The organism is Paenarthrobacter sp. 10L412 (assembly GCF_056395565.1).
On record NZ_JBFTJT010000004.1, the window covers coordinates 56,845 to 82,241 of the forward strand.

General features: G+C 63.1%; 25 protein-coding genes. 17 read left to right on the forward strand and 8 right to left on the reverse strand.

Annotated features, from left to right (window positions below):
- Positions 1-40 precede the first annotated feature (40 nt).
- Positions 41-1,132: an ROK family transcriptional regulator gene (locus tag AC1DD7_RS05385; protein WP_477514132.1), complete on the forward strand. Its 1,092-nt coding sequence runs from the start codon at positions 41-43 to the stop codon at positions 1,130-1,132.
- Here the strand turns inward: AC1DD7_RS05385 and AC1DD7_RS05390 are convergent.
- On the reverse strand, positions 1,113-1,880 hold the full coding sequence (locus AC1DD7_RS05390) for a LamG domain-containing protein (RefSeq protein ID WP_477514133.1): 768 nt from the start codon (positions 1,878-1,880) through the stop codon (positions 1,113-1,115). The two genes, AC1DD7_RS05385 and AC1DD7_RS05390, sit on opposite strands and share 20 nt — an antisense overlap.
- A gap of 155 nt (positions 1,881-2,035) precedes the next feature.
- On the opposite strand from AC1DD7_RS05390, the gene AC1DD7_RS05395 reads away from it, so the two are divergent.
- The 8 genes from AC1DD7_RS05395 (at position 2,036) to AC1DD7_RS05430 (ending at position 9,523) form a co-directional block, all read left to right on the forward strand.
- Positions 2,036-2,725 (forward strand): haloacid dehalogenase type II, encoded by a 690-nt coding sequence (locus tag AC1DD7_RS05395; protein ID WP_477514134.1) that lies wholly within the window; start codon positions 2,036-2,038, stop codon positions 2,723-2,725.
- Positions 2,726-2,742: 17 nt separating this feature from the next.
- Positions 2,743-3,213, forward strand: a complete 471-nt coding sequence (locus tag AC1DD7_RS05400) for a RidA family protein (RefSeq protein WP_477514135.1) — start codon at positions 2,743-2,745, stop codon at positions 3,211-3,213.
- A gap of 39 nt (positions 3,214-3,252) precedes the next feature.
- Positions 3,253-4,359, forward strand: coding sequence for an alanine racemase (locus AC1DD7_RS05405; RefSeq protein ID WP_477514136.1), 1,107 nt, complete (start codon positions 3,253-3,255; stop codon positions 4,357-4,359).
- 70 nt (positions 4,360-4,429) lie between these two features.
- Positions 4,430-5,164, forward strand: coding sequence for an SDR family NAD(P)-dependent oxidoreductase (locus AC1DD7_RS05410; protein ID WP_477514137.1), 735 nt, complete (start codon positions 4,430-4,432; stop codon positions 5,162-5,164).
- A 52-nt stretch (positions 5,165-5,216) separates the two neighbouring features.
- A complete protein-coding gene (locus AC1DD7_RS05415; protein WP_477514138.1) occupies positions 5,217-6,623 on the forward strand; it encodes an NAD(P)/FAD-dependent oxidoreductase in 1,407 nt (468 codons plus the stop codon).
- 46 nt (positions 6,624-6,669) lie between these two features.
- Positions 6,670-7,581: an ABC transporter substrate-binding protein gene (locus AC1DD7_RS05420; RefSeq protein WP_477514139.1), complete on the forward strand. Its 912-nt coding sequence runs from the start codon at positions 6,670-6,672 to the stop codon at positions 7,579-7,581.
- Positions 7,582-7,689: 108 nt separating this feature from the next.
- Positions 7,690-8,823: an FAD-dependent oxidoreductase gene (locus tag AC1DD7_RS05425; RefSeq protein WP_477514140.1), complete on the forward strand. Its 1,134-nt coding sequence runs from the start codon at positions 7,690-7,692 to the stop codon at positions 8,821-8,823.
- Between the two features lie 37 nt (positions 8,824-8,860).
- Entirely contained in the window at positions 8,861-9,523 is a 663-nt protein-coding gene (locus AC1DD7_RS05430; RefSeq protein ID WP_442004872.1) for a GntR family transcriptional regulator, read from the forward strand.
- Between the two features lie 17 nt (positions 9,524-9,540).
- Here the strand turns inward: AC1DD7_RS05430 and AC1DD7_RS05435 are convergent, their stop codons facing one another.
- Complete coding sequence (locus AC1DD7_RS05435) at positions 9,541-9,741, reverse strand: hypothetical protein (RefSeq protein ID WP_431117256.1); 201 nt, start codon at positions 9,739-9,741, stop codon at positions 9,541-9,543.
- Positions 9,742-9,941: 200 nt separating this feature from the next.
- On the opposite strand from AC1DD7_RS05435, the gene AC1DD7_RS05440 reads away from it, so the two are divergent.
- From AC1DD7_RS05440 to AC1DD7_RS05450, 3 genes are all read left to right on the forward strand, one after another.
- Positions 9,942-12,485 (forward strand): CHAT domain-containing protein, encoded by a 2,544-nt coding sequence (locus tag AC1DD7_RS05440; RefSeq protein ID WP_477514141.1) that lies wholly within the window; start codon positions 9,942-9,944, stop codon positions 12,483-12,485.
- Positions 12,482-12,826 (forward strand): CU044_2847 family protein, encoded by a 345-nt coding sequence (locus tag AC1DD7_RS05445; protein ID WP_431117258.1) that lies wholly within the window; start codon positions 12,482-12,484, stop codon positions 12,824-12,826. Before AC1DD7_RS05440 ends, AC1DD7_RS05445 begins: the two co-directional genes overlap by 4 nt.
- Positions 12,827-12,930: 104 nt before the next feature.
- A complete protein-coding gene (locus AC1DD7_RS05450; protein WP_216924592.1) occupies positions 12,931-13,437 on the forward strand; it encodes a universal stress protein in 507 nt (168 codons plus the stop codon).
- A 152-nt stretch (positions 13,438-13,589) separates the two neighbouring features.
- On the opposite strand, the gene AC1DD7_RS05455 is transcribed toward AC1DD7_RS05450, so the two are convergent.
- From AC1DD7_RS05455 to AC1DD7_RS05470, 4 genes are read right to left on the reverse strand one after another with little or no spacing between them, the layout of a single operon-like run.
- Complete coding sequence (locus AC1DD7_RS05455) at positions 13,590-14,981, reverse strand: GntP family permease (protein ID WP_442004875.1); 1,392 nt, start codon at positions 14,979-14,981, stop codon at positions 13,590-13,592.
- Between the two features lie 23 nt (positions 14,982-15,004).
- Positions 15,005-15,640, reverse strand: coding sequence for a bifunctional 4-hydroxy-2-oxoglutarate aldolase/2-dehydro-3-deoxy-phosphogluconate aldolase (locus tag AC1DD7_RS05460; protein WP_431117261.1), 636 nt, complete (start codon positions 15,638-15,640; stop codon positions 15,005-15,007).
- On the reverse strand, positions 15,637-17,304 hold the full coding sequence (locus tag AC1DD7_RS05465; protein WP_477514142.1) for an N-acyl-D-amino-acid deacylase family protein: 1,668 nt from the start codon (positions 17,302-17,304) through the stop codon (positions 15,637-15,639). Before AC1DD7_RS05465 ends, AC1DD7_RS05460 begins: the two co-directional genes overlap by 4 nt.
- A gap of 10 nt (positions 17,305-17,314) precedes the next feature.
- The gene (locus tag AC1DD7_RS05470) at positions 17,315-18,637 is read right to left on the reverse strand and encodes an alanine racemase (protein ID WP_477514143.1); all 1,323 of its coding nucleotides are present in this window, start codon (positions 18,635-18,637) and stop codon (positions 17,315-17,317) included.
- Positions 18,638-18,818: 181 nt separating this feature from the next.
- On the opposite strand from AC1DD7_RS05470, the gene AC1DD7_RS05475 reads away from it, so the two are divergent.
- The 3 genes from AC1DD7_RS05475 to AC1DD7_RS05485 are packed head-to-tail and all read left to right on the forward strand — an operon-like array spanning position 18,819 to position 20,993.
- Positions 18,819-19,826, forward strand: a complete 1,008-nt coding sequence (locus tag AC1DD7_RS05475) for a sugar kinase (RefSeq protein WP_442004878.1) — start codon at positions 18,819-18,821, stop codon at positions 19,824-19,826.
- A gap of 4 nt (positions 19,827-19,830) precedes the next feature.
- Positions 19,831-20,592, forward strand: a complete 762-nt coding sequence (locus AC1DD7_RS05480) for an IclR family transcriptional regulator (RefSeq protein WP_477514144.1) — start codon at positions 19,831-19,833, stop codon at positions 20,590-20,592.
- Entirely contained in the window at positions 20,589-20,993 is a 405-nt protein-coding gene (locus tag AC1DD7_RS05485) for a RidA family protein (protein ID WP_216924578.1), read from the forward strand. The genes AC1DD7_RS05480 and AC1DD7_RS05485 overlap by 4 nt, the downstream gene beginning before the upstream one ends.
- Positions 20,994-21,118: 125 nt before the next feature.
- Here AC1DD7_RS05485 and AC1DD7_RS05490 read toward each other — a convergent pair whose 3' ends face one another.
- Positions 21,119-21,340, reverse strand: a complete 222-nt coding sequence (locus AC1DD7_RS05490) for a hypothetical protein (protein WP_477514145.1) — start codon at positions 21,338-21,340, stop codon at positions 21,119-21,121.
- A gap of 140 nt (positions 21,341-21,480) precedes the next feature.
- Positions 21,481-22,782 carry an LssY C-terminal domain-containing protein gene (locus AC1DD7_RS05495; protein ID WP_477514146.1) on the reverse strand — a complete coding sequence of 434 codons (1,302 nt, stop codon included), beginning with the start codon at positions 22,780-22,782 and terminating at the stop codon, positions 21,481-21,483.
- 218 nt (positions 22,783-23,000) lie between these two features.
- Here AC1DD7_RS05495 and AC1DD7_RS05500 point away from each other — a divergent pair, with 218 nt between their 5' ends.
- Together AC1DD7_RS05500 and AC1DD7_RS05505 are read left to right on the forward strand one after the other, a co-directional pair.
- A complete protein-coding gene (locus tag AC1DD7_RS05500; protein WP_431117268.1) occupies positions 23,001-23,603 on the forward strand; it encodes a PadR family transcriptional regulator in 603 nt (200 codons plus the stop codon).
- Positions 23,600-25,366: a sulfatase gene (locus tag AC1DD7_RS05505; protein WP_477514147.1), complete on the forward strand. Its 1,767-nt coding sequence runs from the start codon at positions 23,600-23,602 to the stop codon at positions 25,364-25,366. Before AC1DD7_RS05500 ends, AC1DD7_RS05505 begins: the two co-directional genes overlap by 4 nt.
- The last annotated feature ends 31 nt before the right edge of the window (positions 25,367-25,397 follow it).

The following is a 25,397-nucleotide window of genomic DNA, read 5'->3' on the forward strand; positions in this document are numbered from 1 at the left end:
AGGTCCCGGCTTCGCTCTGATATCTCATTAAGGTTGTGCTATGCGTACCAATCCCACCGCAAGGGACTACACCAAGGCTTGGGTTCTTGATGCCGTCCTTTCAGAGGCGCCCTTGACGCGTACCAGGCTCATCGAATTGACGCGATTAAGCCAGGCCACGGTGTCCCGGAAGGTGGATGAGCTTCGTTACGACGGTCTCGTCGTCGAACAGGGAGTCAACTCGGTTGCGCGTCGTGGCCGGCCCTCCACCTATCTGGATGTGCCCGGCACGGCGGGGCATGTTGTAGGCATTTCGTTCGGAGCACGGACCACATGCATCCTGGTGACGGACCTGAGGGGCCGCGAGGTCAGGCACGTGATCGTGCCCAGCCTGGAGGGCGGCGATGAGGAAGCCACTGCCGAGTGGTTGCTGGGCTTGGTTGTGGATACCAGCGATTCCGCCGAGGGGCCACTGCGTCAAATCGTCGCCGCCCTTCCTGGCCGTGTCCGGACGGGTACGGCAATTCTTCGCAAGACCTTTGAAGATCGATTGAATGCTCCCGTGGTGCTGGAGAGCGATGCCAGTGCGTCCCTTCGGGGGATCCTGAAGGATGACGCGAGCATAGGAAATGCTGTTCTCTTCATGCTGAGTACGGAGCTGAGCTTCGCCAGTTGCACTGATCATGAAATCGCCAAGGGGCGGACTTCGGCTTTCGGACACCTTGGTGAGGTTCTCTTCTCCGGTGTTGGCAACGAGACGTTGGAGGGACTGTTAAGCACCAAGGGACTCCTCCAATTCGCCAGTGGACGGGGACTGGACCTGGACAACATCCAAGCGCTCTGGTCCCAACCGAAGGACGCGGCTGCCCAGGCGGAAGTGATGGAGGCATTTACGACGGCGGTGGTCGCCGCCGTCGGGGCCGTTGCCGTGACGCTTGACCCCGAGTGCGTATATTTCGTGGGCCGCCTGAGCCCGCTCGTGGACGAAGTCCTTCCGGAGGTGCAACGGCGGCTGGCACAAAACCTTCCGGTAGTTCCTGGGATCAGCGTGGTGCCGCAGGTCGTCGGACTATCAGTGGCCCAAGGAGCGGCATATGCGGGACTGGCATTGGTCCAGTCGCGGCTGCGGGACTCTATGCTCGAAGCCCAGTAGCAACCACGGAATGAACCCGGGCGGTCTTTGGATAGTTTCCTGCTTCGCGCTGCTCCGAAGCGGGGAATTCAAAGAGATCAATCATCAATTGCTGCTCGTAGGCGAGCCTCTGTGGGCTGGACATGATGGCGTGCCCGTCAACGGAGAACTCCGCCCCAGCCTCAGACCAGCGGACACCGTACGTGTGTGGCTTGGTGGCATCAATGGGCAGTTGGATGTCCCGGACGTCGGTGGTCAGCCGGGGATCGTGGTGTGCCTTGATCCCGACGCGAACGGTGCTGCTGTCTGCTGCGATCTTGTCACCGAAAAGTTCGGCGATGCAGAGCTCCCCGGAATCGGCCGGACTGGTCTCTTCAAATCCCACCAACCATATTGCGACCATGCAGGTCGGATCCGCGCTTGCGCTCACCCTTACCTGGACCTCGCCGGTGACTGGTGTCCATAACCTGCGCGTCGGCTGGGGAGTCACCACGTGCAGCCCATCGAGTCGGTGGCGATGTGTTCCCCGCGCGGCCCCAAGCTCCCCGGAGAAGGTTCCCGTTTGGAGATTGCTGACCCGAAAGGAACCGTCGGCTTCACGCCAGGCGGGCTGGTCGGCATCAATACGTAACCGCAATCCGTCAACGGCGAAATCGTAGCGAGCCTGGGACCGGCTCGGCTCAGTCCATTGGGGAAGGTAGTGCCCAACCCAAAGGTCAGGATTCAGCACTGAATCGGTAAAGCGCTCATTAATGGTCTCCGTAGGCACGAGCAAATCCTAGTTGAGTGAGCCAGCATCCTTTCAACAAAGAACCGTTGACAATCTACAACCACCGGGAGTATTGTCGACAATCGACGGTGCTTCACAGGCCGCTCTCGTCGACAATCGACGACAGCAATGAAAATCCAAACTGGAGGAAAAAAGTGGCATTCGACATCAAGCCGAAGTTCGCAACGTTCGACATGAACGGAACACTGATCAAGTTCGCTATCGCCGACGCGACCCGTGCGGTCCTGGGCGAACGCCTGCCGGCAGAGCTCGCCGATGAATACTTGCAGGCCACCAAGGCATACCGGATCGATGAGTGCATGGGCGACTACAAGCCCTTCCACCAAATCATCGCCAACTCCATGGAACGCGCCTCACGCAGGCTCGGCCTTGAGTACCGCGAGGCCGACGCAAGGGCGGTTTACGAAATTGTCCCCACCTGGGGCCCGTACCCAGGTGTCACCGAGGCCCTGAACCGCCTGGCCGAGGCAGTCCCCCTGGTCATCATTACCAACAGCGACACCGTGCATGCTGAGCGACTTTCGGAAAACCTCCAAGCTCCGTTCGCAACCGTCATCAGCGCCGAGCAGATGGGCATGTACAAGCCCCGGCTCGGAGCGTTTGAGTACATGTTCGACAAGCTTGGCGTCACGCCCGACGAGATTGTGCACGTCTCTGCGAGCCCGATGTACGACCACCGGTCGGCAGCGACCGTGGGCATCAAGAACAAGGTGTATGTGGACCGTGGCTTCGAGCATGACGAGCACTGGCTCGGCTACGAGCGGATCACGGACATCGCCGAGCTCCCCGTCCTCTTCGGCCTGCCACGACCCGCTGCTTCGTAAGAAAGACCTGATGACAGATGAGCGTCACTACGGCGGGCTCGGCTTTGGATCGGCTTCGGGCCCTTGGCCTGGAGCTTCCAACCCTCGCTGACAGCCCTTATTACGTGGACCACCGCGCAGTGGGTTCCAGTATCCACATCGCCGGCCAACTGCCTTACAAGGACGGCGTGCTGCTGGGCCAAGGCATCGTTGGCCGGGACGTGGGGCTGGAGACAGCGCGGGACCTCGCCCGCCATGCCGCGCTCAATTGCCTCGCCGCGGCTGTGCAGGCTGTGGGAGATCTGGACCGGATCCGGATCGTGCAGATGCTGGTGTTCGTGGCCAGCACACCGGACTTCGGTCTGCAATCGCGGGTCGCCAACGCGGCCAGCGAATTGCTCATCGAAGTGTTGGGGGAGAACGGACGGCACGCCCGCACCGCAATCGGCGTCGCCGGGCTGCCGGCCAACACTCCTGTAGAGATCCAGATGATCTGCACAGCCGTTTAGGCGCCGATATGTTGGCGGCAAATTCATGAGGAGAACAGCGTGAACCGGATCCAAGGAGCACTCAACGCCCTGGTTGAGCGGGTCGACACCCCGGCGCCGATCGTGCTGGTGGACGTTATGCAGGACAACATAGATCGCATGCAGGGCTTCGCCGACCAGCAGGACCTCGACGTCAGGCCGCACGTAAAAACGCATAAATGCGTGGAAATCGGTCGTCGCCAGGTCAAGGCCGGAGCTGTGGGAATCACAGCAGGCAATGTTGGTGAGGCCGAAGTCTTCGCCGCAGCGGGCTTCGACGATATCTTCATCGCCTACCCCATCTGGCCTTCGGGAACGAAAGGCCTGCGCATCCGCAAACTTGCCGTAACCACCCGCCTGCGGGTCGGCGTCGACAATTTCGCGGCAATCGATGCCCTTGCTGACGCGATGGGATCTGAGGCCGAACGGCTCCAGGTTGTGATCGAGGTGGACTGCGGTGCGCGTCGTTCCGGGGCACCACCCGAGTTCGCCGGCGACCTCGCCGCCGCCGCGCGCAGGCGTGGACTGGTGCCGGTGGGTGTCTTCACCTATCCAGGGCATGGAAGCTCCAGCCCGGACGCCCGCCAGCGCGCTGCGATGGACCAGGAAGCCGCGCTCACCACAGCGGTGCGGAGCTTCAGCGCGGCGGGCATCAGCGCAGACGTCGTCAGCGCGGGTTCAACACCCACCATTGAGTACTCCACGAGCAACGTGATCACCGAGATCAGGCCCGGCGAATACGTGTTCAATGACTTGAACAACACCCGGCTCGGGGCGTGCACGGAAGATCAGATTGCCCTGTTCGTCGCCGGCACCGTGGTCAGCGACTGGGTTCCCGATCAGGTCATTCTCGATGTAGGCACCAAAGCACTAAGCCGGGAAGGCAGCCCGCAGGTCGGCTATGGCGCCGTCCCCGGCACGTCGGCCGTTCTGTCCAAGCTCAACGAGTATCACGGGTTCCTCCCCCTGCCGGCCGGCGATTTCCACCCGGGCATCGGCACGGTGCTCCCGATCGTGCCGAACCACGTTTGCCCGGTTGTGGTCAATTTCGAGGAATACATCGTCACTGACAGCACGGGCACATCGCTGGAGCGGTGGCGGGTGGATGCCCGCGGATTCCTCAGCTGATTCGTGGGGGACGGCATGTCCGGCCCCCAGCCCGCAATCCAAGAAACATACCGTACAAGGACTGACCACCATGAGACTTGATAAGACCACTGCCGTCATAACCGGCGCCAGCAGCGGAATCGGGGAAGCAGTGAGTTCCCACTTCCGCCGCGAAGGCGCCCGGCTGCTGCTCACCGGGCGCAGGGAGCAACTCGACAGCGCCCAACCTGATGACGTGTACGTCCCCGGAGATCTCAATGACGAGGCATTCGTCGAAAGCCTCGCCCGCCAGGCCGCCGAAGCATTCGGCACCGTTGACGTCGTCGTCCTTAACCATGGCCTGCAGGTAAGCGGCCCGCTGACGGAGATGGCGTATGAAGATGCCAAAAACGTGCTCCACAGCAACCTCCTCAGCTCCTTCCTGATGATGAAGCATTTTGCACCGCTGATGCCTGCCACGGGAGGCTCGTTCGTCTTGGTCAGTTCACGGCTGGGCATGGTTGGCAAGCCTGATGAAGTCCTTTACTCCGCAGCCAAAGGCGGCCTCATCATGCTCGCCAAGGGCGCTGCCATCGAGTGGGCCTCACGCAATATCCGCGTCAACGTCGTCGCGCCAGGACTGACCGTCACTCCGGTCATCGAGGCATCGTTCCGGCGCAGGGAGGACCCTGAGGCCTACCGGGCAGAACGCGAGGGCCAGATCCCGCTCCGACGCCTGGCCACTCCCGAAGAAATCGCCGACGCCATACTTTTCATGGCGTCCCCGGAATCGTCCTACATCACCGGCGCGGTACTGCCCGTCGACGGCGGCTACACGGCCGCCTGAACACCGCACCGCCTTCCACTGGCTCACCAACTCCCCACAAAGTAGGACAACGATGAAAGCCCTCACAGCAACACCCCGAAACGGAGACCTCGGCTTCTGGATGGCAGGACTCGCGGAAAACCGGCCGGCATACCCGCGTTTCGCAGGCCAGGGGTCCGTGGATCTGGCCATCATAGGCGGTGGCTACACAGGCCTCTGGGCTGCGTACTTCGCCAAGAAACTCGAACCCTCACTCGAGGTCGCGGTTTTTGAGGCAGAACAGATCGGCTACGGAGCCTCCGGGCGAAACGGCGGCTGGCTTTCGGCGATGCCCCCGGGAAACCGGGCCACCTTCGCCCGCGCATCCAGCGGAGGTCTGGACGCAAGCCGGGCATTGCAGCAGGAGTTCGTGACCGGCGTCGACTCCGTCCTTAACATCCTTCAGGCCGAGGGTATCGACGCGGACCAGCACAAGGGCGGCGCGCTCGTCGCTGCCCACACCAAGGCGGGGCTGGGCCGGCTGGTAGCCAGGCATGACGCCGACTGGAAGTATGGGTTGACCGAAGACGATGTCCACTTGCTCGATCGGGACGAGTTCCAGAGCAAGATCAACATCTCCACAGTCCACGGCGGGCTCTTTTACAAGCCCTGCGCCCGCATTCATCCGGCGAAGCTTGTCTATGGCCTCGCGGACACCCTGACGTCCATGGGGGTGGGGATCTACGAAAACAGCCGGATAAACAGTATTGACGGCAGGACCCTGACCTTGGCCAACGGACAGGTCACGGCGGCCAAAAAGTTCATCTGCACGGAAGGCTATTCCGGGCAACTCCTGGGCAGCAGGGCCTTGATACCGATCAACTCCTCGATGATCGTGACCAAGCCGCTGTCCGAGGAGGCATGGGAGCAGATCGGCTGGAACGGGCTTCAGTGCCTGAGCGATTCCGCACACACTTTCATCTATTCGCAGCGAACAGCGGACGGCCGCATCGCCATTGGCGGCCGCGGAAGGCCCTACCGCTACGGTTCCGGTACAGGCGGCGCCGGAGCCACAGCACAGTCCACGGTTGACCTGATCTCCACAAAGCTTCGGTCCTTCTTCCCGGGTATCCACCTCGAAGTTGACCACGCGTGGTCCGGAGTCCTGGGTGTTACCCGTGACTGGAACGGCGGCGTGCGTTGGGACCAGGCCTCCGGAATCGGATCGTCCACCGGCTATGCCGGACACGGTGTTACAGCCGCCTACGTTGGCGGGCGAACACTCGCGGAAATGGCTTTCGAACGGGAAACCGAACGGACCACGCTCCCCTGGGTTGGCTACCGCGCACGGAAATGGGAACCGGAACCCATTCGCTGGCTGGGTGTTCACGGCATGTACCGGCTTTTCGGTCTTGCTGATCAGTGGGAAGAGCGCAAGGATTCCACCAGGACGTCCCTCCTGGCCAGATTCGGCAGCAGGCTCGCCGGACTTCACGAATAACGCACCATCCAAAAACCTTCATTTGAAACGCCCCCGGAGGTACATCATGAAGACCATAAGCAGGATCCAGGCTGCAGCCGCAGGGTTTGCAATGCTGGTGGCCCTCACCGGCTGTGGCGGGTCAACGAGCACCTCCCCAACAGATCCGAAAACGGCCGACATCTCCGAGGGCGTCCAGCCTGACGAAAAGGCTGTGAGCCTGTTGCCCGCGTCCTATAAGGACAAGGGCGAACTGACGGTCGCGATGGACCTGCACTACCCGCCGACGACGTTCCTCGCTGAAGACAACTCGACGCCGATCGGCCTGAACCCGGACATTGCCCGCCTGATAGCCAAGAAGCTCGGCCTGAAGCTGAAGTTCGAGAACACCGTCTTCGACACGATCATTCCGGGCATTGACGGTGGCCGCTACGACTTCACCGTCACCACCATGGCACCAACGCCGGAGCGGCTGAAGGTCCTGGACATGATCGACTACTTCAAAGCCGGCAACTCAGTGGCCGTGAGCGCTGGAAATCCGTTGAAACTCACCAACGAAACCCTGTGCGGCAAAAACATTGCCGTCACAGCCGGCTCCACAGGCCAACTCAAGCGCCTCCCGGCCGTCTCGGAGCAGACCTGCACCTCCAAGGGACAACCAGCCATCAACGCCGTGACCCTGCCCAACGTCCAGGACGCCCTCACGCAGTTGGCGTCCAGGCGAATCGACGGCATCCTCTACGACACAACCTCCCTCGCCTGGGCCGAGAAGCAGCAGCCCAAATCGTTCACCATCCTGACCCCCCAGGTCAACGTCGGCTCCAGCGACGTGACGGCGATTGGCCTGAAAAAGGGTTCTCCCCTGACCCCCGCCCTGCAGGCCGCCGTCCAGTCGGTCCTGAACAGCCCGGAGTACAAGAAGTCCCTCTCGAATTGGGGCCTCGAATCCGGTGCCATCACCGAAGCCAAGCTCAACTAGGAGACGTGCTCCCCACATGCAAACCATCAGTCACAGAAGCAAGGGCTTCACCCGCGAAACGGCAGACACCCCGCTGTTCATGAATGAAGAGATCGAGGTGCTCTAAGCATGGACGGAAAACTCGCCGTCATCGGCCTGGGCAGCATCGGAAGCATGGCACTCTGGCAGGCCTCCCGCCTTTCCGGTTCCGTGGTCGGTTTCGAAGCACACACCCCGGCCCATGGGCGCAGCGCGGTAGGCGGGGACACCCGGCTGTTCCGCATGATCTACCGCGGCATCCCGGCGCACTACGCCATCCTGGAACGCTCCCGGGATCTCTGGGCGGAACTCGAGGCAGAAACCGGACAGGACATCCTCACCCGCTGTGGTGGACTTTCCATCGGCACCACCGACGGGTCCTACCTCCGCAGCGTCCTGGAGACTGCCCGGACCAATGGGGCTGCACACCAGATCCTGAACCGTGAGGAAATGGCCGAACGCTACCCGCAGCACAACCTCCGGGCTGACGACTCCGCCGTGTTCGACCCCAACGCCGGGGTCCTACGGACCGACCGGGCAGTAACGGCAGCCATTGCCGCTGCACAAGCCAACGGCGCAACGGCCCTTAACAACACTCCTGTTACCGGCATACGGGAAACCAACGACGGCGTTGTCGTCACCTCCGGGGACACTTCCTGGACCTTCGAGAACGTCATCGTCGCCTCAGGGGGTTGGTCCCAGCGGCTCATGCCCGATTACCTGAAGGCGCACACGGAAACCCGCAGGGTTTTCCTGAGCTGGTTCGTTGCCCGCGACGCAGCCCAGTTCACCCCGGAGAAGTTCCCCACTTTCAGCCGGATGTACGAGGACCGCTCCATGTACGGAGCTCCTGCGGTGGACGGCGTTACCGTCAAAGCCACCCTCGACGGCCGGGGCACGGTGACGATGGACCCCGATGCTTTCCCCAGGGAACTCACAACAGCCGAAATTGCCGACACCTTGGAAACCGTCAGCGAATTCCTCCCCGGCCTGGTTCCCAGCATCGTCCGCTCCGACGCCTTCCCTGACCTCTACACGGAGGACCGGAATCCCCTCTTGGGCTGGCTCGGCGAGTCGAGCAGGATCTACTGCGCCACAGGCTTCTCCGGTGGCGGGTTCAAAAACGCCACGGGCTTCGGCCACATCGCCGCGTACGAGGCGCTCGGCAAACAATCACTCGATGGCCTGGAATTCGTGCGCCCGGAACGGTTCAGGACGAGCTAGCCCCGGTATAATCGACAATCGACAAGGGAGGCGGAACATGGACCGCAAGTTCACGTGGCAGGAACAGCGGATGACGACGCCGGACGGTGTCTACCGTGTGCTCCGCACCGCCATCCTGAACGGAACTGTGCCTCCTGGGGAACAACTGCGCGAGACACATATCGCCGCAGACCTCGGTATCAGTCGATCTCCGCTGCGTGAGGCGCTGACCAAGCTCGAGGAAGAAGGGCTGGTGGTCAAGGTCCCCTTCCGGGGATCCTTCGTTGTAGAAGTCAGCGCTCGTGACGTCGCAGAAATCGCGTCGATCCGGGTACTCGTCGAGACCTATGCTGCCGAGCTCTCAGCCCCCACCCTGCGAGGTCCCGAGCGGCTCCGGCTCAAGCAAACCATCGAGGAACTTTACCGGGCAACCGACACCAACGACATCCCCGCCAGCATCGACGCCCACCTTCGTTTCCACAGGCTCTTCTACGAATTTTCGGGGAACACCGCCCTGCAAAATATGTGGAACGGGTGGGAGAACAAGTTGCGTCTCTACCTGGCGGTCGATCACCGTACCTATAGCGACCTGCACGATATCGCTGTTGAGCACGAGAAATTGGCTGAGCTGGCTCTGGCCGGAGACTTCGATGCCTTCCGCCAGGAAATGGTCAGTCAATTCCAGAATGCTCTCCACGAACAACCTCTGGAGCAGAAGTAAACGGAGCAGGCCCTGCCTTAGTCCACGAACTCCGACTGCGTCTCAATGAAGTCCCAATCCTGCAACGTCAGCACCCCACTGACCTTGTCTGGATGAGGACCGCCAGCCTCGGCAATATGCTGCAAGACCTGCAACGGGAGTTCCTCGGCACGCAGGTTTTCGCGTAGCCACTCCTTGCTGTCCAAGTGCAGGTCCAGCCACCACATGAAGATTTCCATCGCAGACCACCTTCCTTCGGATTAACCGTAGGCCGGGGCCGGGTCGTCTACAAGGGCTGCCGTCCCCCAAGAGTCGCTACGCAGGCGCCCCCGCTACCAGGGTCTTGTGGGGAATCGGGCGAAGGGCCAATCTGTACCTAGGACGCTGGCGCACAGTTTCAAGAACCCGTGCCGACGCCCACTCGCACAAGGGATCCGCGATGGACTGTGACATCGAGCTGGAGATCGATACCGGCTCTGCACGCGGCGAATACACGGTGCACGTGGTCCGTGCTCCGGCGGGAGGCCACGCTTCGGGGATGTTCACGTTGGACGTTGACGGCATCCTGGACCGGCTGCCACAACTTGAAGCCACCGTTCTTGCCTCCGCGGTGGCTGCCCGCCGCACCATGCCGGTGGCCGAGATGGCAGTCCGCGAAGTTGGCCAGCAGTTGTTCCAGGCTTTGTTCACCCGCGAGGTCTACGGCACGTACCGGGCCAGCCTTGGCGCGGCCCAACACGCTGGCCAGCAACTCAGGGTGGTCTTGCGGCTGGCCGCCCCGGAATTGGCTACCATGCCGTGGGAGACCCTCTTCGACCCCGAAACCGAGACGTACCTGTGCCAAACAGAACCACTGTTACGGCACATCCCGGCCCCCGACTACAACCAGAATCCCTTGGACGTGGCTCCCCCGCTGCGGATCCTGGGCATCGTCGCTTCGCCCAGGGACCTTCCTACCCTCGATGTCGATGCCGAGAAGGACCACCTGAGCAGGGCGTTGGCCGGTCCTGTAGCCGAGGGACGCGTGGAACTGGTGTGGTCCAGGAGCGGAACCTGGGACGACGTTCAGTCCATGCTGCTTGCCGGCCCGTGGCATGTGGTCCATTTTGTGGGCCACGGCGATTACGATTCCCGGACCGATGAAGGCAGGATCGCTCTGGTGGGACCGGACGGCAGGGCCGCAATGGTCCGCGCCGTGCGGCTCATGGCCCTGCTCAGTGTTGCCGCACCACGCCCGCGGCTCGTTGTGTTGAACTCGTGTTCCTCCGGTGAGATGGGCCAATCCGACCTCTTTTCCGGCACCGCTTCCTCGTTGGTCAGGAGCGGGATAGGCGCCGTCGCGGCAATGCAATTCGCCATCAGCGACTCCGCGGCCATCGCCTTCGCCCACGGCTTCTACGCCGCGATCGCCAACGGCCGAACTGTGGACGAGGCAGCACGCGTCGGCCGCATCTCGGTCATGGCCAGCCCGGACGGCACACTGGAATGGGTCACTCCGGCCCTCTACGTCCGGGGCGGTTCCACTCAACTCTTCACGCTGCGCGGCACGCCACGCGCAGCGGTTTCGGAAGCACGTTCGACGCCGGCCCCCACGTTGGGCGGGCAAGCCGGCCAAGCTACCGTCCCGACGCCGGCCCCCACCTCGGGCGGGCAAACGTCAGTCCCGCTGCAGGCCCCGGGAAGCTCCGGCGCGGCAGACGGCGCTGCCGCGAGGGCCGCACAAACCAACGCCGACCAAGCCATGAAGCGAGCCCAATTGCGAGCCCTTTATGTCCAGGCCTCCGCGGAGCTAAGGGCACGGCGTTTCGAGCAAGCCGTTGAATTGTTCGATGACCTCCTGACCTTGGAGCCCGGCTACCGTGACGCCACGGCGCTAAGGGAGAGTGCACAGCATCGGCTGGACATGTCCCGCACCTACCGTGAGGCACTCGCCGCTGAAGAGGCCGGCGATTGGCTGGCCGCGGCGGACGGCTTTGCCTTGGCGCAGGAAGATCCGGAGTTCCCCGAAGCAGCAAAACGCCGGCAGGACTGCGAGCGCCGTCAACGCATCTCCGACCTCCAGGGCGAACTGCGCTACCACTCGTCTTTGGGCTCATGGGGAGCCGTGGTGGATGTGTCAGCCGAACTTGCGTCGCTCGATCCGACCGCAGCCGATCCCGACGGACTTGCGAGTGCGGCGAGGGCTGAGATCGAGAAGGCGAAGCCACCAGAACCGGAGCCAGCAAAGCAGCCTTCCCCGGAAAGAGGTTCATACACGGCTGCGGACCTGCCCGCAGAGTCACGGCGGCCAACGGCGACCCCCGCAACGCGGATCCCGGCACCTACCAAAGCCCCGCCACCCACCCAAGCGCCGGCGTCGAGCACTCCATCCGCGAAACCGCCGCAACCAGCACTCGCTTGGACACCGCTCGCGTGGGGCGGTGCGGCCTTGGCGGTGGCGGGCGGCTTGGGGGCGTCCACCGTGGTGTTCTTCATGTGGTTCGACGAGACCTACTGGCAGGACAGCGGCGGCGACATCGTGCTCCGGATCCTGTACGGCCTGCTGGCACCACTCGGTTATCTGCTGCTCATGGTGGCCGGGCTGCCTGAACGGACCGTACCAGCGCGTGTTGCGATGACCGGCGTCGTGCTTTCCGCGGCGATCTTTGGGCTCGCCGGCTTGAACTACACGGTGGAAGTGAGCGCCGTCGTGGCCAGTTTTATCCTGGCCGCCTTCGGACTTTGGGCGGGCATCCTGGCTCTGAAGGACCCGGCCAGGCGAACGTTTGCGTGGCTCCTCCTGCTGCCCACCGTGTTGCAACCGATCATCTGGATCCAAGGGAAAGGCGTGTTCATGGAGAGCTGGTACATGTCGCAGGCGCTGCCGTTGCTGCTGCATCTGATGCTTCTTTGCGCGGTGGGCGTTGTGTTCGTCGTGATGGCACGGCGGCTTCGGCCGGCGACTGAAGCGGGGCCTGCTGCCAAGGCGGGAACGTCGCCATGAGCCGGCTGGTTGAGTTCACCACCGACGACGGCGGCACGGTAGTTGTGGAGGTCGCGAGCACAGCCGGGAGCATCGTGACCCGGGGTGGCGATCATGCGGGGGATCATTCCGGCGTCTTCGCGAGGGCCCAGCAGACGTTCCAGCGGGCCTTGGAGCATGTTCGACCCGCAGTCCAGGGCGTGATCGATGAGCTGCTGAGCTTGGAGAACCGGCCTGACGAGGTCAGCGTGGAGTTCGGCATAGACCTCCACGCGGAGGCCGGGGCTTTCATTGCATCAGCCAGCACTGCGTCCAACTTCAAGGTGCGGCTGACGTGGAACAAACCGCCCCAGCCCAACTAGGTCGCAGATGAGCGCGTTCTGAGCCCTCAAAACGCGCTCATCTGCGACCTGGTTTGGTGGGCAGACAGCCTGTTCAAGGACACCTCGCGGCGCAACAATAAGGTATGGCTGCGGAGAATTTCAGCGGAAGGATTCCTTTGGTTGTCGGCGTCTTGCCCGACCAGCACGTGGAGGTGCTGCAAACGGCCCGGACGCTGGCTGAGCAACTCGGCGTGCCGCTGGTTTGTGCGTACGTGGACGAGGCCAGCTACCTCGTGGAATGGGACCCGGCGCGGGAGACACACCGAATGTCGCTTCATCCGGAGAAGGATGACGAGGACGTCGCAGCTGTTCGCAGTGATTTGGGCAAGCTCATCGGCGATGCCATGGATGGTGGCTCGGCGGACTGGACTCTGCGGTTGCTCGCTGGAGACCCCGCACGAGCCCTCGGCCGACTCGCCGAGGACATCCACGCCTCGATGATCATTGTCGGAACGCCGGAACCTGGCTTGGGACACCGCATTTCCGAGGCTTTGAACGGCTCTGTGGCGGCATGGTTGAGCCACCACCAACGCCGGCCCGTGCTGATTGTGCCGCAGAAAAAGCCCCAGGAAGCTGCCCGTAAAAACTAAAGCGAAAGTACTTATTCGAGGTGGTGGCAATGCCGTGCCGCCCAACGTAGAGTGATTACTGCAGGACGGCGAAAGCACCTGCTCAAAGACCGCTCCGGAGTGCGTATCCCCCAATAACGCACTCCGGAGCTCTTTGTTTAACCTGCTCTCAGCTACCTCACGAACGTGTACAGCAGCGCCGCCATTGCGAAGCCCACAATGGACAACACTGTCTCCAGAACGGTCCAGGTCTTCAGGGTGTCCTTGACGGACATGTTGAAGTACTTGGAGATGATCCAGAAGCCGCCATCGTTGACGTGGCTGGCAATGATGGAGCCGGAGGAGATGGCCACCACGATCAGGGCGAGCTGAGGCTGGGAGTAACCGGAGGCCAGGCTTGGGGCCAGAATGCCACCGGTGGTTACGATCGCCACGGTTGCCGAGCCCTGCGCAATGCGCATGCCCGCGCTGATTACGAAGGCGGAGAGGATGATTGGTAGGCCGGCCTGAGCCAGCGAGTCCGCCACAGCCTTGCCCACACCGGTGGCCGAGAGAACTGCGCCGAAGAAGGCACCGGCGCCAACAACCAGCAGGATCATGCCCACGGGACGAAGCGATGAACCCGTGATTTCGCTGAGTTCGGCGGAGCTCATGCCGCGTCGGATGCCCAGGAGCCACATGGCCAGCAGCACGGCGACGGTCAGCGCGATGGCCGGGTTGCCGAAGAACTGGAGTATGTCCCGGAAAGCACCGGGAGGAGCAAAGATGTTGCCGAAGGTACCACCGAGGATGAGGATCATGGGCAGGCCGATGGCCAACAGCACCAGTCCGATGGACGGCTCGTGGCCGCGGGCTTCCTCGGCCTCGGGAACGATGCGGTCCTCGGGCACGGTAACCATCACACGCTTGCCGATCCACGTGCCCCACAAAATACCGGAAGCAAACCAGGCCGGGATACCGCAGATGAGGCCCATGAGGATGATCCAGCCAAGGTCAACATGGAAAAGGCCGGCGGCAGCAACGGGACCGGGGTGCGGTGGCAGGAAGGCGTGTGTCACGGAGAGGCCGGCCAGCAACGGAAGTGCGTACAGTGCCAGCGACTTGCCACCGCGAATTGCGGCGACATAAACCAACGGCGCCAGGACGAAGATGCCGATATCGAAGAACACCGGGATACCCAGCACGAAGCCGGTGATACCCATGGCGAGCGGGGTGCCCTTTTCGCCGAAGATCTTCACGAGCCTGCCGAGCAGCACTTCCGCGCCACCAGAGCGTTCGAGGATGGCACCCAGCACTGTACCGAGGCCGATGATCACGGTGATGTGGCCAAGGATGCCGGCGAAGCCCTTCTCAATCAGGGCGTCGCTGCTCTTGGTGGCCGAGCCGACCAACGCTTCAACCGAGACCCCACCCACCAAAGCCACGATCACGCCGGTTCCCACCAGGGCGATGAACGGTTCGAGCTTGACCTTGATGATCAGGAACAGCAGGAGGGCGATGCCCGCGCCTGCCAGGAGGAGCAGGCCGGCGGTGTCGTGCCGCAGCCATTCGAGGAATTCATTCATGGGGGTTTCTTTCTGGGTGAGTCCTACTTGAGGGTGCCGGTAAACGCGGCGGCACGGGCCGCGATGTCTGCCCAGTTGCCTGCAGCGACTGCTGCGGGCGGGACCACGCTGGTGCCGCAGCAGACTGCGGCAGCACCGGCGTCGAGGTAGCTCTTTGCGTTGGAAGCGTCGATGCCTCCCGAAGGCAACAGGCGGATGCCCGGGTAGGGGCCCTGCAGGTCCTTCAGGTACGCCGGGCCGAGTTGCCGGGCAGGGAAAATCTTGACGACGCCGGACCCCAGGTCAAGTGCCTGCGCCACTTCGGTGGGCGTCATGGCGCCAAGGCTGAAGGGTATGCCGGCGGCCACAGCGACTGCTGCGACCTCGGGCCGAATGCCAGGCGTCACCAGGAACTTGGCCCCGGCGTCGATCGCTGCGCGGGCTTGGTCTGCGGTCAGGACCGTACCAATTCCGACGGCGGCACCATGGTCTGCGGCGGTCTCTGCCGCGCGCTTGACGTGCTTGAGCGCATCCGGGGTGGTGAACGTCAGTTCCACGCTGCGGATACCGCCGTCGGCCAATGCCCGGCAGAGATCCGCGGCGTCCGTGATGGACGGAGCGCGGACCACGGCCAGGGTGCGGTCGGCTTCAAGCTGCTGGATGAATTCTTCAGGAGTCATGGGTGGTGCTTCTTTCCTTCTCGGGTGAGTCCGTCACTGCTTCGACGCAGGGCACGGCCGGCGCGGGCACCGGTGGGCCGGCCGCCGTCGATCGCTGCTGCGCCGTTGACGAAGACGTAATGGATGCCGCTGGCGGCTTGGCGGGGATTCTCAAAAGTGGCTTCGTCGCGGATGGTCTCCGGGTCGAAGAGCACGACGTCGGCCGCGTAGCCTTCGCGAACCAGCCCCCTTTTGTGGAGCTTGACTCGTGCGGCCGGACGCCCACTCAGGTGATGGACGGTTTCCTCGAGGCTGAGCAATCCGAGGTCGCGGGAGTAGTGGCCGAGGTAGCGCGGGAAGGTTCCCCAGGCTCGGGGGTGCGGCTTGGCGCCGACCAGGAGGCCGTCGCTGCCGCCGGTGTGCGTGCGGTGTTTCATGATGGCCTGGACGTTTTCCTCGTGCCCCACGTGCTGCAGGATGCCGGTGCCGAGGCGGTCTTCGGTGAGGATGCGGGCGAAGACATCGAACGGCTCCTCGTTGCTCTCGGCAGCGATGTCCTTGATGGTTTTGCCCACGAGTCCCGCGAGCGCCGGGTTCTGGACGCCGCTGATTTCAAGGGTGTCCCACTCGGCAACTACTCCGTGGCAGCCGTCGGATCCGTAGATCTCCACGGCTTCCCGGATGCGGGCGCGGGTGTCGGCATCCGCCAGGCGGGCAAGCGTCGCTTCGGTGCCTCCGGACGATGCCCAGCTGGGAAGGATCGCGGAGAGCGTGGTGGCACCGGGGAGGTAGGGGTAGGTGTCCAGGGTGATGTCGACGCCGTCATCCAACGCGTTATCGATGAGCTCCAGGAGTTCGCCGGCCCGGCCCTTGTTCTCCGCGAAGTTCATGGTGGCGTGGGAGAGGTGCAGGGCGCATCCTGTGTCCCGGCTCAGGCCGATCATCTCCGCGTAGGCATCCAGTGCGCCCTTGCCGTAGGAACGGTGGTGCGGTGCATAGAAGCCGCCCAGCTCGCCCACGGTCCTGCAGAGGCCCGCGAGTTCTTCGGTCTGCGCGTACATGCCCGGGGTGTAGGTCAGGCCGGAGGACATTCCGACGGCGCCCTCCTCCATCGCCGTGCGGATCACGTCTTGCATCTGCTGCTGTTGCTGCGGGGTGGGATCACCTTCTGCGAAGCCCATCACCATGGCGCGGACGGTTCCCTGCGGAACGAGGTAGGCGGCATTGGTGGCGATGCGGCCTGTGGTGCCGTCCGCATCGGTGACCTCGGTATCCAGCCGGTCCAGGTACTCCCCCACGGTCCGCCAGTTCCAGTCGAAGTCCGCCGGGTTATCGTTCCAACCAGCGATCTTCTCCCGGACACCGGCGAGCGTGGCATCATCCACTGGTGCGTAGGACAGGCCGTCCTGGCCCAAAAGTTCCGTGGTGACGCCCTGGCTGAGCTTCGCGTAGTGCTGCCGGTTAACAAGCAGTTGCAGGTCAGAATGCGCGTGCATATCGATGAACCCAGGACTCAGGACCAAGCCAGTGGCATCGATAACGCGGTCCGCGCCGGTTGACGCTGCGGTGAGGGAACCGGCGTCGACGACGGCGGCAATCACGGCACCGTCCAGCAGGACGTCCGCGGGGCGGCGGTCCGCTCCGGTTCCATCCACCAGGGTGGCGTTGCTGATAAGGATCTTCATGGCAGGGGTCCTAGAAGAAGGTGTGGATGAGGTCGACGACGGTCTGGTTGCCTGTGCTTTCGGCGGACGCGCTGTCCGTGAGCACCGGGATGACGGTCCACTTGTCGAAGGCTGTGCAGGGATGGGACAGGCCCAGCCGGATCACATCGCCGGGTTGGACGCTGGTGGTATCGGGGTCGAATGTCATGAAGCTGTGCTGATCGTTGACCGACGTGATGTGGGCTCCATGCAGTGGCGCCATCTCTCCGCCGAGGACAGGACCGATGAGCTGCGGTTCCGGCAGTCCTTCATCGAACGGGAGGTCGCGTTTGCCGGCGTCGAGGATGGCCAGGCCCGGCTCCGTTTGCGAGACGACCCGCGCCCAACCGTGCATTCCCGCACGGAACGGCTGGTTCCCGGAGCGGGAGAAGGGCGAGATTCCGCGGTAGAAGCCGTCGTCGTGGATGATGTAGGCGCCGCTACGGATCATGAGGTCCACTGCGGGGCCACCCGTTTCCGCTCCCGTGCTGATGGTCGGTGAAAGGACGGTCACGACGTCGTCGAAGTACGCGCTGCCCCCGGCCGTGATGATCACTTCGCTGGAACCGTACAAGCCGTCAGCGAGCAGTTCCTCATGGAGGAGCCGCATCTGGGCGAGGTAGCCGCGGACGGCACCCAGTCCGGCGTCGTCGGCTGTGTGCGCGAGCGAGCCTTCATAGCCGCTGACACCTACCAACCGCAGATTCGGTGAGGCAGCAACCGCGCGGGCCACCGCAATGGCAGCGTCAACGCCCCGGGCTCCGGTCCGGCCTCCATGGGCGCCGAGCTCCACGAGCACATCCAGCACGGCGTCGCTCCCGGCGAGCACGCGGTTGATGACCTCCACTGTTCCCACCGAGTCCACCCAGGACAGGATCGGCGCATCGGCAGTGGACGTTCGGGCCACCCATTCGATGGCATGCGGGTCCGTGAGGCTGTTGGCAAGCTGCAGGTTCCGGACGCCGAACTCCCGGGCTACGCGAAGTTGAGCGAAGTTCGCCAAGGTTATTCCCCAGGCTCCGCGTTTGAGCTGCTCGGCCCAGAGCTGGGGGGACATGGTGGTCTTGCCGTGCGGCGCCAACAGCACGCCGTGTTCCTTGCACCAAGCGGCCAGGTGGTCGGCGTTGGCCTGCAGCGCGGCACTATCAAGCGTGAGCAGCGGCGTCTGGAGATCGGCCAGGGTGTGCTTCGCCGCGAGGAATTCGGCGTGCGTGCTCCCGTTGGCGGTGGCTGGAATGGCCTTGTGGCGCCAATCGAGCTGACGGTCTGCAAGGCCGGCCACGGCGTGTGCCGAGATGGCTTCGGAGGTGTTCACGGGTTCATTCCCTTCGCGGGGCTGCGTTTTTGAAGCTGCGGTGTGGGGCTGTTCAGTATGAGATTCTCAGTTGCGTTGCGTATTTTGCAACGCTGGTTGCAAACCTGCTGGTGATATGTCTAACATGGTGACGGATCGAGAGTCAAGGCCGCTGAGAAGCGCACGAACTAGTGGGAGAACGATGCTTTCAGCTGTATGCGTTGGCGAAACGATGGCCATGCTTACCCCTGTCCAGGCCGTTCCCCTTCACCTCGCCACCGAGCTCCACTGCGGGATTGGTGGCGCTGAGTCCAATGTCGCCATGGGACTGGCGGCCATGGGCCTGGACACGCATTGGGTTAGCCGCGTGGGCCACGATGGCTTCGGCACGCGCATCCTTGACGAGCTTCAGGCACACGGAGTGGGCGTCTCTGGCGTCGAGGTGGACGAGTCCCGGCCCACCGGCCTCTACGTGAAGGTCCCCGCCCAGGAAACAGACCCCGACGGCGGCAGTTCAGTTTTGTACTACCGGCAAGGTTCTGCGGCGTCTGCCATGGGACGCCCCTTGCTTTCCAATCCCGCTGTTTCGTCACTGCTGGAAAAGGCGGCGCTCATCCACCTGAGCGGCATCACTGCTGCCTTGTCCCCGGAGTGCCTGTCTCTCTTGGAAGCCATGCTGGGCGAACCTCGGAACGGACGCATCATCAGCTTCGACGTCAATTGGCGGGAAGCCCTGTGGGCGGGCCAGGACCGTTCCGTCCTGCAGCGCTTGGCGAACCTGGCCGACGTCGTGCTTGTTGGTAAGGACGAAGCTGAGCACGCCTTTGGCACCACCGATGAAGCCGAACTCCGCCGTTTGATGCCGGACCCTCAGGTGCTGGTCATCAAGAACGAGGCGATCAGCGCCATTTCTTTGGATCGGAGTGGCACCCGGGAAGAGGTTCCCGCACTGTCCGTCTCCGTCGTCGAGCCTGTTGGCGCCGGTGACTCGTTCGCCGCCGGTTACCTCAGCGGCATGCTGTTTGGGCTCGGTCAGAAGGCGAGCCTCCGCAGGGGGCACGTCGCGGCCGCCTGTACCTTGACTGTTCACGGCGACCGCGGACCGCTACCCGAAGCCGAGGAGCTCGCGGCCATCCTCGATTCTTCGGATGAGGACTGGGCTGCTATCCATGTTGAAGAGGGACATTTCAACACCAGAACCGGAGCGTGACATTTTGAGCCAGAGCCTCATGCGGGCCATCGACCTGCTCGCCGAACTCGCGGCGAAGCCCGCCACCCTTGACGAGCTCTCGTCCAAAGCATCCGTGCACAAAACCACCGTGATGCGGCTCCTGCACGCCATGGAGGAGAAGCGGTTTGTGGTCCGGGACGAAGAGCAGCGCTTCATGCTGGGCTCCAAACTGTTCGAACTGTCATCGCTTGCTCTTGAGCAGCGGGACATCCGCAAGGTAGCGCACCCGCACCTCGCCGAGCTGAACGGTCGCACCGGGCACACCGTCCACCTCGCGGCATTTGAAGGGAATGAAGTGGTGTACATCGACAAGTTCGAGTCGCACCACCCCGTCCGCATGTACTCGCGCATCGGCCTCACTGCATCGCTGCACTCGGCCGCTGTCTCCAAAGTCCTCCTCGCCGACATGCCGCGCAGCCGGCAGGAAAAAATCGCGGCGGGGCTGGACTACATCAAAGTTACCGAGAACACCCTGACCTCACCCGAGGCCCTGCTGGCCGAACTGGAGCAGGTCAGGATCCAAGGCTGGGCCCACGACAACGCTGAGCACGAGGCATTCGTGCACTGCATCGCGGCCCCCATCCGCGACGCCAGCGGTGCCGTTGTTGCCGCAGCCTCTTGTTCGGTACCGGTAGTGATGCTCAGCTATGAAGGCTTGCTGGAGCTGCTGCCCGATCTCAAAGCCAGCACCGAGGCCATCTCGAATGACCTCGGCTGGATCAGCCACGAAAGGAACTCATCATGAGTGAAAAGAACGTAGTACTGACCGAAAACGCCCCCGCCCCGGCGCACGTATTCTCCCAGGGCATCAAAAAGGGCGGGATGTTCCAGGTCTCCGGCCAAGGCCCCATGGATCCCGCCACCAACCAGTACATTGGCGAGGGCGACGTCCGCGTCCAGACACGTCGCACGCTGGAGAACGTGAAGGCCATCCTCGAAGCCGGCGGATCCTCCGTTGAAGACGTCATCATGTTCCGCGTCTACCTCACCACCCGCGATGACTTTGCCGCGATGAACGAGGTTTACGGCGAGTTCATCCGCGAGAACGTGCCCAGCGGTTTGCTGCCGAGCCGCACCACCGTGTTTGTGGATCTCCCGCACGAGGTCATGCTGGTGGAGATCGACGCCCTGGCTGTTACTGCCTAGGCTCCCTGGCCGCGACACCCATTTTCGTTTGCGCCACAGTTTCGGGCTGGCGACACCTGTATCCAGGCGTCGTCAGCCCGTTTCTGTGACCCCAGTGATTTGCGCGGCGTCGGCGTTCTCTTGGGCTAGGGAGCCGGGGTTTCGCTCTTGTTCTTGCGGCGGTTTTGGATCCCGAGGATGAGGAAAGTGATGCCCATGCCCAGGAATGCGATCCAGGCAGGGTTGACTATGATCGCCATGGCCACCGCGACAATGAGGAAGACGATTCCAACTGGGAGCAATGCGGAACTCCCATACTTATCCGCTCGCGTGTTCCGGTCCAGGGTGGGCTTTGTGCCGTCGCTCATCTACGTGAGGCTACGTGGGCCGATGGACGAGGCGCAAGCGTTGCTACGAGGCGCGTGGCTTCCTGACCACTTTGGCTCTCACAGCGCGCCGACACGCCGCATTCCCCGGCGCGCCGCGGGACCCCCGGCGTCAAAGAAGGTCAGGAAGCCACGCGGCGAACCACCGACGGCGGGACGGCCGGCACCCGCTGGCGCTTGGCATAGATCCTGGCTCGTTGGCTGGACAGGGCCAGGAGCACCAGGATGTCCGTCGCCAAGCCGGACAGGCCTGCCTCAAGCGTGAGATTGGTGGTCCCCGTGGAGGCATCGATGGCCTGGACCACGATCGAGATGGAGCTGAGTCCCATCGCAATCACGCGGGCGCCGTTGCTGCCCAGGAATATCCGCCAGGCAAGGAATACCTCGCCGAGCCCGAAGACCAGGACGATCACAGCTATGGTCACGATTGCCGCCGTCGTGGTTTGTGGGTCAAGGTTGGCGTCCTCGATGGTGATGTTGCCGCCCGAGGTCAGCAAAGTGATGGCCAAAGCCAGCGCGGCCAAGGCCCGGATGACCACGAGCAATGCGCCCGTCATAGTGGGTGCGGGACGGCGGTCGCGGCTGTCCGTCTGACTGCCTGGTTGGTCGGCGGGGACGGGCACGCGGCGGGCATCGATGATGGGCAGATCGCCGTCCGTGGAGATAGAATCGCCGCCGCCATTGCGTGAGTGATATCCGGTGGAAAAGTCCTTGATGACACGGACGGTCACGGCAGGCTCTGCCTCGGACACCGTCCGCACGATGTGGTCCCGCTCTACGTCGGTGTTCTGCTCGATCTTGTGGGTGATCTGCAGGGTGAACAGCGAGAAGCCAACGCTGCGATCGTAGGTGCCGGCGGCGAGCCAGTCCACCTTGTGCCCGCCGGGCAGCATCCAGCCTTCGGGGCAGCGCCAAAAGCGGACGTGGTGGCGTTTGCCGGGGTTGCTGTCCACTTCCTGCTGGTAGGCGAAGTCCTGCTGACGGTCAAAGAGGTACAAGGGGCTGACGGGCGCCTGCGTGTAGCTCTGCCTCAAAAGTGTCGAGCTCACGATGCGCCGGCTGCTGGCGAAGGTCACGTCGTCGGCAATGGTCCACCCGGCGGCCCGCATGATCGCGTGGATCTGCGGCTCGGTGCCGAGAAGGGCCACGTTCACCGGGTCGCCGAGCAGTCCGTCGCTGGTCCGGGCCCGGCCGATGAAGTAGCCGGGAACGTAAATGGTGGTCAGGATGCGGTGGAGGCGAGGCAGCAGCAGGTAGGCCAAAAATGCCCAGAACACAAAGGAGAACCACACCTGGCCCCACCCCAGGTGAAAGCTCTCCCCCACCAACAGGAATGCCAGCCACACCGCAGCGGCTCCACCGAGGACGAAGAAAGCGTGGTCGAGTCGACTGTCCGTGACTCCTTTGTTCGGCGCTTTGTACATTCGGAACTCCCCCTGGGTGCACGTGCCCCTTAAGCTTCGCCTCCCGCCCCCCTTGTGTACACAGGCTTGGGCGTTAAGGTTCGACGCCGGAACTTGCCTCGGCGCCTATCGCGCAAAAAGCATTCCACTTGTGTTATTGACGCACCATTCCACTTGTGTCATTCTTTTCTTAGAGAGCGTGACCCGCATCACGCAATGACCCGCCAATGGAGAGAACAATGAAGCTCGAACACATCCTTCTTGGAGTCCTGCTGGAGCACCCGAGCACGGGCTACGACATCAAGAAGTACTTGGACACCCATGGCCGCTTCCTGCGTTCCAATACGCAGATGAGCCAGGTTTACCGCTCGCTCGGGAGCATGGAGAGCCAAGGTTGGGTGACCCACAGCGTGGACCCCCGGCCCGGCGCACAGGACGCAAAGACCTACCGCGTCACTGATGAAGGAGCCACCGTGTTCCTCGATTGGCTCACCGGGCCGTACCACCCGGCCAGCCGTTTCCAGGACCCCGAACTCGCTGCACGGTTGTCCTTTGCCGGCTTCATGAGCGCCGAGCAACTCCTCCGGATTCTCGACGTCGAAATCCAGACCCGCCAGGACGAAATCGCCAGGTACCGCAACCGCGACCGCAGGGAACAATGGGCTCCCACGATCGCCTTTGACACCGAGCTGGCCGAATCTGTGGGAGAGCGCCTGCACGTCATGGGCGCGAGCGCCATCGATGCCCACGTGGCTGGACTGATCAGCCTGCGCAAGGAGCTTCTGGATGGACAACTGTCGTCCCGCTCCCTCACCGCAGTACCGGCGGAGCTGCGACCATGAGGGCCATCATTCTCATGTTCGATAGCCTCAACAGGCACATGCTCTCCCCTTACGCGGCGGACACGTTCGTGGATGCCCCGAACTTTGCCCGCCTCGCAGCAAAGACGGCCACGTTCGACAATTTCTATGCCGGTTCGATGCCCTGCATGCCAGCCCGCCGCGAAATGCACACGGGCCGGCACAATTTCCTGCACCGCAGTTGGGGCCCGCTGGAACCGTTCGACGATTCCATGCCGGAGATGCTGGGAAAAGCAGGGGTTCACACGCATCTCGTGTCAGACCACCCGCACTATTGGGAGGACGGCGGCGCCACATACCATCCGCGGTACACCACCTGGGAGTTCTTCCGGGGCCAGGAAGGCGACCCGTGGAAGGGTGTAGTACATCCTTCCGACGGAAGCCAGGACTGGCGTGCCGGGATGAAGCGGCAGGACCTCATCAACCGCAGCTACATGTCCACCGAGGCAGACCACTCCCAGACCCAAACCGTGGACGCTGGCCTGCACTTCATAGATACCAACCATGAAGCAGACAAGTGGATGCTCCAGATCGAGCTTTTCGATCCGCATGAGCCCTTCTTCACCCACGGCAAATACAAGGCTTTGTACGAGCACGACTACGATGGCCCCGAATTTGATTGGCCGGGATATCAAAAGGTCACCGAGCCGCAGGATCAGGTGGAGCACGCCCGCTACGAATATGCCGCTTTGGTCTCGATGTGCGACAAGTCGCTGGGACGGGTCCTGGATGCCATGGATCAGTACAACCTGTGGGAAGACACCCTCCTCCTGGTGAACACGGACCACGGCTTCCTGCTGGGCGAGCACGGCTGGTGGGCCAAGTCTGTTCAGCCATGGTTCAACGAGCTCGTGCACCTGCCCATGTTCCTGTGGGACCCGCGCACCGGCGGCAAGGACACCCGGCGTGGAGCTCTTGCCCAGACCATCGACATCGCACCCACCATGCTGCGCTTCTTCGGCGTCGAACCTACGCAGGATATGCAGGGCCAGGACCTTGCCGCCGTGCTGCAGGACGACAGCGAAGTCCGTGAGGCCGCCCTGTTCGGTATTCATGGTGGCCACGTCAACGTCACTGACGGCCGCTACGTTTACATGCGCGCCGCCGTCGATCCTTCCAACGCTCCGCTGGAAGACTACACGCTGATGCCCACCCACATGCGGTCGCGGTTCTCCACAGCCGAACTCGCGCAATGGGAACCTGCGGAAGCGTTCAGCTTCACCAAGGGACTCCGGACAATGCAACTCCAGACCACCTCCATGATGAACTCGTGGGTCCACGGAACCCTCCTGTTTGACCTGGAAAAAGACCCACGTCAAACGAACCCGATCATCGACGACGAGCTGGAACTGCGCCTCCTGAAAACACTGGCCCAACTCATGCACGCCAACGATGCACCCGAAAGCCAATTCCAGCGGCTCGGAATTCCTTTCGATTCCGAACCCACAGCCCAGCACCTGCTTGCCGCCCATCAAGCGGACAGGGCGCGGCTCGCTTTGGAACCCCTGCCTCCGATCGACACCTTCGCCGACGGCGGAGCCACCCTGGCACTGCCCCTTCTGGAACTGCTTCAGGACGTCCGCGGCCGCGAAGCCGTGGAGAAGCACCTCCCCGATCTCATCAGCACTGAACTGGTTAACATCCCCGCCCAGCTCAGCCTCTACCAGCTCGCAGCCGTCATCCCGGTTCCCTCGAGCGCCCTCGGGTCCATTGCCGAGGAACTGGCGGCCGTCCCCACGGCGTAACTCCAAGCCAGTGACACATCCCCAACCCAGC